This window comes from Candidatus Neomarinimicrobiota bacterium (assembly GCA_022560655.1).
In the GTDB taxonomy this organism is placed as follows: Bacteria; Fidelibacterota; Marinisomatia; order SCGC-AAA003-L08; family TS1B11; genus JADFSS01.
On the sequence record JADFSS010000081.1, the window covers coordinates 1 to 8,733 of the forward strand.

The window sequence follows — 8,733 nt, forward strand, 5'->3', positions numbered from 1 at the left end:
CTGACGACGTACTGTTAGCCACTTCTAAAAAGCGCATTCAATCGTTTTAGCCTGTGATCACGGTTGTGCCGCGCGGTGAGCGATGGCCCTATGGCATTCTCCATGTCTGCCTTCCACCGAAATTAATACTTGCGTATTTGAACGCATTGTCCGAATTTCGACCAGGATGTCACATTATGACTGATGCGTCTCAAATTATTGACGTGATGCCATTGGACGGCCTATCTCGGAAAGAAAGGAGGAGGATTGAAGACCGGCACGATATTCTTGAGGCGGCCACAGCCCTCTTCGCCGAAAAGGGGTTTGAAAAGACCACCTTGGATGACATTGCATCGGCCGCCGGGTTTGGCAAGGGTACCCTATACACCCACTTTGAGAACAAGGGCGACATCCTGCGGAACATCCTCCAGCGAGGATTTCAGATGCTGGTAGACGCCGTCCAGGAGGCGATCGAGGCTCCCCGCGACCCGGTAGGCAAGCTGCGGACGACCATCCTGACCATCCTCTCTTTTTTCGAATCCAACAAAACGCTTTTCCACATTTTTTATACTGAGCGGCGTCGGCTCATGTCCCGCTCCAGTGAGGCCTCGCGCAATGAATTTTTGGAAATTTTTCGGAAGATTATCGGGCTACTGGAGCAAATATTCGATGAGGGCATCGCCTCGGGCTCCTTCCGCCGGGTGGATTCCCGGAATGCAGCTTATCTGGTTCTGGGCGCCGTCAATTCCCAGGTTCACTGCTGGATGGAGGACGGAGCCAGTGGGCCGCTGAAGGACAAGGCGGCTTTTTTGGAAGAAGCACTGCTCACCGGCCTGGGGAAGTCGTAGCCGCAGCTGTCCCTGCTGCCCGGCCGATTGGCCTCAGGGCATGCCTGCCCAACGGCTGGATCATATCGCAACCTTAAAGGATGAAATTCAAAGCACCCGGATTTGAGGCGAAGAGATGATCAAACGCAATACTGTTCGACAAACAGCGCCATTTTCGATGGCTATTCTGCTACTTTGGTCGGCGCAGGTCGGTAAGGGCAGCGATTTTTCCGATCCCCGGGACACACACTACACGCTAAAACGGGCCATCGCCGTGGCCCTGGAACACAGTCCCGCCTTGCAGGAGGCGCAGCTCAGCCTGCGCATTGCAAACGGGCAGGTCAGGGAAGCCTGGAGCAACGTGCTGCCCCGCCTTTCAACGAAAGCATCCTATTCACGGAGCGTCATCAAACAGAGCTTTTTCTTCGGGGATACACTTATCACTATCGGTGCGGACAACCTCTGGGGCGTTGGAGTGACCCTGAGCCAGCCCCTGTTCAATATGGGAGCCTTCATCGGGTTAGGCGCCGCAAGTCGCGTGCGACAGCTGCAGACGGAACTGTTGCGCGGGACCACCCAGCAAGTGATCTCTCGTGTGCGCCAGGCTTATCTCACGGCACTCCTCAGTACCGAGGAAGTTCAGCTGACGGAGAAAAGTCTGCAACGAGTCCGCCTATCGCTAGAGGAATCCCGGGCTCTGAATCGGTCGGGTATGGTCGGTGACTACGATGTCCTGCGCCTGGAAGTGCAGGTGTCAAACTTGGAGTCGGACTACCACCGGGCGCGCATGGACGCAGCGACGGCTCGCCGCAACCTGCTGGTGGAGCTGGGACTTTCACCGAAATTGGACATTACACTTGAAGGTAGTCTCAACGATCTGGACCTTCAGGTAGCGGCTCGCAACACGCCTGGCAACCGGGTCCTACTGCGGCACGTTGGCCTGAGTGACGGTGATCCACTCCAGTTTCAGCAGGTGTACGAGCAGGCCCTCCAGGACCGCAGCGATCTACGGCAGATAAACATCAGTATCGCTCTGGAAGAAGCCCGGCTGTCGGCTCAACGGGCGGAATACTTCCCCACTTTGTCGATCTTTTACAATTACAACCTGACTGCACAGGAAAACGGAACCCTTGATTTCTTCGGCGAAAACCCAAATCAGCGGACCGATTTTGCCGTCGCCGGCATCAACGTGGAGGTTCCCCTGTTCACTGGTTTTGCCAGGAATGCGCGCATGCAGCAGCTGCGAGCCACGGTGCGGCGGAGCGAGTTTCGGCGGCAGCGGCAGGAGCTAGAGGTGGAAAGCCAGCTGCTCACACTGCTGTCAAACCTGGCGGACGCTCGCTTGCGGGCCGAGAGTCACCACCGGGCAGTGGAGCAGGCCGGTCGGGGATACGAGATCGCAACGGCCCACTATCGCACCGGGATAGGGTCCCAGCTGCAGATCACCGACGCTGAGGTAGCCCTGCGGCAATCAGAGTTCAACTACTCCCGCACCGTCTTTGACTATCTTACGGTGCGAACCCGGCTGGAGGCTGCCATTGGGGCCGTGCCGGTTTCTGTGGACGAGCTAGAGGGTGAGGGTCAATACACGTATCATGACAGCTCAACTCAGATCAGGGAGCTAGTACACCGTTGAGACAGAGTATCATAACCAGGCCCTGGATTGTGGGGAACCACGATTTTCCCCGCTATCTAATGCCTTTCTTGGGCGTCGGTGTGGCCCTGATGATGGCAGCGTGTTCCCCAGCCGAGGAATCCGCCGGGAACCCCGGTACCTCCGAGCCGGCGAAAACCGCCCCTAGCAGCCGGATCGTCAACGTAGAGGTGGACCCCGTGACCACCTCCGACTTCACCAATTATATCCGCATTATCGGCGAAGTCGAGGCCTTGCATGACGTGACGGTCGCGGGGGAAGAGAGTGGCGTGATCAAGCAGTTCTTTGTGGACAAGGGCGCCCCGGTGCGGAAGGACCAACCCATCGCCAAACTGAAAGACGATATTCTGGCTGCGCAAGTTAAGGAGGCCTGGGCAGTGGCTAACGTGGCGCAGGAACAATTCAAGCGACAACGGGAGCTGTGGCAAAATGAAAAAATCGGCAGCGAGCTGGTTTACCTGGAGGCCAAATCCCGGGCCGATGCTACCGCCGCCCGACTCAACATGCTCGAGACCCGGCTGGCCAACACCACCGTACGGGCACCCCTGAGCGGCATATTTGATGAACAGTATCTGGAAGTGGGCGAAATGGCCGTCGCGGGAGCTCCTCTGGTGGGCATCATAAGTACTGATAAAGTAAAAATCATCGGCGGGGTCCCAGAACGATTTTCGCTCTCGGTACAGCCGGGCGATAGTGCCTGGATCACCATTGATATACTGCCCGACCGCCGGTTCGCCGGACGCATTAGCTATGTGGGTAGCGCGGTGGATGCCGGCAGCCGGACTTTTCCCATCGAGGTCATTCTGGATAATCCCCGGCACCAAATCAAACCCCGGATGTTGGCCAATCTGCAACTGGTGAGGGAACACCTCACGGAGGTGATCATCCTGCCCCGGCAAGTGGTAGAACGGACCGAAGACGGCTACATCGTCTACGTGGCGGAGAATAACCAGGGCCACTACTTCGCTGCCAGTCGGGAGGTCACGCTGGGATCGGCACAAGGAAATCAGGTCGTGGTGCAGAGGGGGCTAAGTGTAGGCGACCTCCTCATTACTTTGGGCCACCACCAGGTAGATAACGGGGTCGCCATCCGCATCATCAACCTGGGCAGTGAGGAGCTGGCTGGGAAGGCCCCTCTCCCTGGAACCGCCCCACAGGATAATTGATGGCCGACACCGACCACGGTTCACGAGTCTTCCGGGAGTTTAGACTTACCTCCTTCGCCATTGACCACCCCACCAGCATACTGGTGCTTACCGGGATCATCATTCTTCTCGGCCTGAGATCCTATATTACGGTTCCCAAGGAATCGGCTCCTGAAATCGTCATCCCTATTCTCGTCGTGAACACCATCTACCCCGGCGTCGCCCCCGGCGATATTGAAACACTCATCACCCGGCCCCTGGAAGAAGAACTCAACACCATCACGGATGTTGACGAAATCTCCTCCGTGTCGGTCGAAGGTTACTCCAGCATCACCGTTGAATTCGTAGCCGGCGCGGATATGGACGAAGCCCTCCAGAAGGTGCGCGAGCGTGTTGATTTAGCCAAGTCAAAACTGCCCAGCGCAGCCGAAGACCCGCGCATTTTCGAGATCAATCTGGCCGAGTTTCCCATCATGCAGGTCAACATCTCCGGCGATTACAGCCTGGTCCGGCTGCGTGAGGTGGCGGAAAATCTCCAGGACGACCTGAAGCAAATTCCCAGCGTGCTGGAGGTGACCCTTTCCGGTGGGCTGGAGCGCGAGGTCCAGGTTGATGTGGACCTGACCAAACTCAAGTATTACGATCTCTCCTTTGACGATGTCATTAACGCAATCCGGGATGAAAACGTGACGACGCCCGGCGGCGCTATTGACGTGGGGGCAATGAAATACCTGGTGCGTGTGCCGGGCGAGTTCACCGCTACGGAGGCCATAGCTGACCTGGTGGTGATGACCCGACGAGGTCGGCCCATTTACGTGCGTGACTTAGCCACCGTTGATTTTGGCTTTAAAGAGCGGGACTCCTACGCCCGACTGGATCGCTCCCCGGTTGTATCTCTGGCGGTGAGTAAACGTAGCGGTGAAAATATTATCAAGACGGTCGAGTTAGTCCGGCAGATCATCCTCCAGGCGGAACCCGATTTCCCGCCGGGCACGCGGGTGAAGATCACTTCGGACCAGTCTGAAGATGTCAAGGACATGGTGAACAATCTGGAAAATAGCATTATCTCGGGACTGATCCTGGTGGTGGCGGTGCTGCTCTTTTTCCTGGGCGTGCGGACGGCAGCATTCGTGGGACTGGCCATTCCCCTATCCATGCTGCTTTCGTTCAGCATCATCCAACTGGCCGGGTTTACCATGAACTTCGTGGTTCTCTTTAGCCTCATCTTGGTGCTGGGCATGCTGGTGGATAATGCCATCGTTGTGGTGGAGAATACCTACCGCTTTCGGGAACAGGGCTACGACAAAGTGACCGCCGCCAAGTTGGCCCCGGGCGAAGTGGCCATGCCCATCATCGCCTCCACCGCCACCACGGTGGCGGCCTTTCTCCCGCTGGCCTTCTGGCCCGGCATCGTGGGAGAGTTCATGAAATTTCTGCCCATCACCTTGATCATCACCCTCAGTTCGTCCTTATTCGTGGGACTGGTAATCGTCCCCACTCTGTGCTCGCTGTGGCTGGAGCCGGAAGGGGCCCGAACGACAAAACTGACCCGCTCCATGCGTATGGCTCTGTGGGGCGCCGCCGCCCTGGCATTGTTGCTGGGACTGCTCACCAACTGGCTCACCACCCTATTGTTGACCGGGACGGCGGGTGTGTTCTATCTGCTGAATCATTACCTGCTTCATCCGGTGGGACACTGGTTCATGACGCGTTCTATGCCTGCAATCCTGAAGATCTACGAACGAGGCCTCCGCTGGGCTCTGGGCCACCGCATTATCATGTTGGCGAATGCTGTGCTGGCCCTGATTCTGGTCATGGTCGTCTTCGGCAAGTTCAACGCCGGAGTCGAATTCTTCCCTGAAAACATCCCTCCCTTTAGCGCTTACGTCCAGGTCGAAGCCCCCCTGGGCACCAATCTAGACCGGACCAACCACATCGCCGTGCGTATCGAAGAGGAGCTGCAACGACTGCCGGGCCAGGCAGACTATCAGTCCCTGGTGGGCACGGTAGGATCAAGCCTGTCCGGGGGGTTTGGCGCGCGGGGTGGCACTCACATGGCCACGATCGCGGTGCAATTCGTGGATATCCAGGACCGGGCCTATGACAGCTTCCAATCCCTGGAGGATATGCGGGCCATGCTGGATGATCGCCTTGCAGGAGCCAAGTTCTCGGTGGAAGAACCCGGCTTCGGACCGCCCACCGGTGCGCCTGTCAACATTGAAATCTCAGGGGAGGACTCTGATGTTTTGAAGCGGTTGGGTGACCGGGTCGTCGCTCACTTGGAGCGCTCCACCCTCTTTGCCAAACTGGACGGGCTGGAGAGCGACATGGCCGACGCACGACCCGAACTGGTGATCGAGGTAGACAGAGTCAAAGCTGCGCTCTATGGCCTCAACACGGGGGATGTGGGCTACACCATCCGCAGCGCCATCAACGGCACCGAGGCGTCCAAGTACCGGGACGGGGAAGACGAGTACGATATTATGGTCCGCTTGGCCAAACCCTACCGCGACGATCTGAATACTCTCAGCGACCTCAGCGTCGTAAATGATGAGGGACAGCAGATCCCCCTTTCCTCCATCGCCACGTGGCGGGTAGGCTTAGGCTCCGGCGATGTGAACCGCAAGAACCTCGAGCGGGTGGTGACCGTCTCCTCCGATGTGCGCCCAGGATACAACGAAAACGCCGTGCTCGGGGAGGTCCGGCAGCAACTGGCGGACTTCGAGGCATCACTGCCGGCGGGCTACCAGCTACGCTACACCGGACAACAAGAGGACCAGCAGGAATCCGAGGAGTTCCTCGGCGGTGCCTTTTTGATGGCCCTCCTACTGATCGCTTTGATTCTTATATCGCAATTCGATTCCGTGTTCAAACCCATCATCATCCTCAGTTGTGTCCTGCTCTCCACCATCGGTGTTTTCATCGGGCTGCTGATTCTCCGCATGCCCTTCAGTGTCATCATGACCGGTCTAGGGGTCATCAGCCTCGCCGGCATTGTCGTGAACAATGCCATAGTGCTGATTGACTATGTGAACACCCTTCGCCGGCGCGATGGTATGGGCCAGCTGGAATCTCTGGTGACTGGCGGAATTACTCGTTTCCGGCCGGTGATCCTTACCGCCATAACCACAGTCCTGGGGCTGGTCCCGCTGGCCATTGGGCTGAACTTTGATTTTTTTGGCCTCTACTCGCGCCTCGAACCGGAGCTTTACTGGGGAGGCGAACAATCGGCCTGGTGGGGACCCATGGCCATTGCCGTTATCGCGGGGCTTACCTTCGCCACCTTTCTGACCCTGGTGCTAGTGCCTGTCATGGTTTCTACGTTGGATGAGCTGCAGGCCTTTTTCAGGCGGCATTTTATCCGCGGAGATGAGGAGCCGGGGGCAGTCCAAGAACTAGCGGCCCCGGGTATGGCGCGGTCGTCGCCTTCATAGCCTTCCTCGCTGTACCTGAGGTACCCGTCGTAGAAGGTGGATCGGTGGATACCCACATGTTCCGGAGCTCGCCCGGCCGACAGATTTAACTCTTCCAACAGGCGGATGGTCTCCATCTTCTCCGGTTGGCCCGCCCGCATATAACGTCCGATTCCCAGTCCGTGCCCCGCAGACTTTTTTCAGTACGCGGTCCTTCAGAGCAAGCTCAGCCACCGGCCCCTTGAGTTGGCCGTTCTCCCGGCGAAGGCCAGCTCCTGCGCAGCTGTTGGCCACCCTGAGGGTAGCTACCAGCGAGCTGCTTGGGTCTAAGACTAGGAGACACATTTCGCGCTTCCAAGGATATGCCGAGGCCTCGACTGAAGCGGCCCCCCTGATATCCCGCCGGCCACGTCCTGCCCTTAGCCGCCCAGGGTCCTAATCTCTCCCGCCTTCCGTTACGGAAGGCAAGGCCGTATCCGGAGCCCATTAGAAAAGCAATGCATGTCTAAGTGGCTTCGTTCTGATTCAGTCTCTCCTTAGCCTCATCAGATTCCGGACAACTCCGATGGCGCCCCCGATACTCATGAACATGGCGGCAAGTTGAAGATTGGCACTATTTAGCTCCCTACCCGCCAGGTATAGCGCGATTCCGGCCGTGACATAGGCTACAAACCGGAACAGCCTTAATGCGCTGAATTCATTGATGTCTTTTACCATTCTTCCTCCATGTGATTCTTAACCGCCGCCGCCGGGTCATCTCGCGTCCGTCATGGCAGCGGTCCAACTCAATCATCATTGCTCCTTTCCAATTTGCCCACGGAAACAGATCGCCAGAGATAGTAGATCGTCGGGATTACCAGCAGCGTCAGCAGCGTGGAGGTGACCATACCGCCTACCATGGGGGCGGCGATACGTTTCATCACCTGGGAGCCCGTGCCGTGGCCCCACAAGATGGGCAGCAGACCCGCCATGATGGCTGTGACTGTCATCATCTTGGGGCGCACCCGGTCTACGGCGCCCTCCATGACGGCAGCGTACAGCTCGGGCAGCGATTTCATCTCGCCCCGCTCCTTGCGAGCCTCATAGGCCTGGTCCAGGAAGATCAGCATGATCACGCCCGTTTCCGCGGCCACGCCGGCCAGCGCGATAAACCCGACGCCCACGGCGACGCTCAAATTGTAGCCCAGCAAATAGATGAACCAGAGCCCGCCCACCAGCGCAAAGGGGAGGGATAGCATGACGATGAGGCTCTCAGGGAGGTTCCTGAAGTTCAGGTACAGGAGCAGGAATATAATCAGCAGCGTTATGGGTACCACCACCTTAAGCCGCCGGCTCGCCCGCTGCATATATTCGTATTGGCCGCTCCACACCAGCGAGTACCCTTCGGGCACCCGTAGTTCCGCGGCCACGGCCTTGCGGGCCTGCCGCACGTAGGTGCCTACGTCGATCCCGGTGATATCTACATGGACCCAGGCTGTTTTTCGGGCGTTCTCGCTCTTGATCACGGAAGCACCCTTCCGCACCTTGATTTCCGCCACCTGGCCAATGGGGATTTGTGCCCCGCTGGGGGTGGCAACCAGTACGCGGCGGAGCTTCTCAATGCTGTCACGCAGCTCCCGGCCGTAGCGGACATTAATGGGATAGCGCGCAAGCCCCTCTACCGTATAGCTCACGTTCATGCCGCCCACAGCTGATTGAATCACATCCTGCACGTC

The 8,733-nt window shown here is 58.0% G+C and carries 6 protein-coding genes; 4 read left to right on the top strand and 2 right to left on the bottom strand.

What is annotated here, in order from left to right:
• The first annotated feature begins 176 nt into the window (after window positions 1-176).
• The 4 genes from IH971_09890 to IH971_09905 all read left to right on the top strand — a co-directional run bounded on the left by IH971_09890 (window position 177) and on the right by IH971_09905 (window position 7,039).
• A complete protein-coding gene (locus IH971_09890) occupies window positions 177-827 on the top strand; it encodes a TetR/AcrR family transcriptional regulator (GenBank protein MCH7498147.1) in 651 nt (216 codons plus the stop codon).
• 115 nt (window positions 828-942) lie between these two features.
• Window positions 943-2,442, top strand: a complete 1,500-nt coding sequence (locus tag IH971_09895) for a TolC family protein (GenBank protein MCH7498148.1) — start codon at window positions 943-945, stop codon at window positions 2,440-2,442.
• An 89-nt stretch (window positions 2,443-2,531) separates the two neighbouring features.
• A complete protein-coding gene (locus IH971_09900) occupies window positions 2,532-3,626 on the top strand; it encodes an efflux RND transporter periplasmic adaptor subunit (protein ID MCH7498149.1) in 1,095 nt (364 codons plus the stop codon).
• Window positions 3,626-7,039 carry an efflux RND transporter permease subunit gene (locus tag IH971_09905; protein ID MCH7498150.1) on the top strand — a complete coding sequence of 1,138 codons (3,414 nt, stop codon included), beginning with the start codon at window positions 3,626-3,628 and terminating at the stop codon, window positions 7,037-7,039. Before IH971_09900 ends, IH971_09905 begins: the two co-directional genes overlap by 1 nt.
• A gap of 504 nt (window positions 7,040-7,543) precedes the next feature.
• Here the strand turns inward: IH971_09905 and IH971_09910 are convergent.
• Entirely contained in the window at window positions 7,544-7,735 is a 192-nt protein-coding gene (locus tag IH971_09910; GenBank protein ID MCH7498151.1) for a hypothetical protein, read from the bottom strand.
• Window positions 7,736-7,803: 68 nt separating this feature from the next.
• The coding region (locus IH971_09915) for an efflux RND transporter permease subunit (GenBank protein ID MCH7498152.1) at window positions 7,804-8,733 on the bottom strand (930 nt) is incomplete at its 5' end.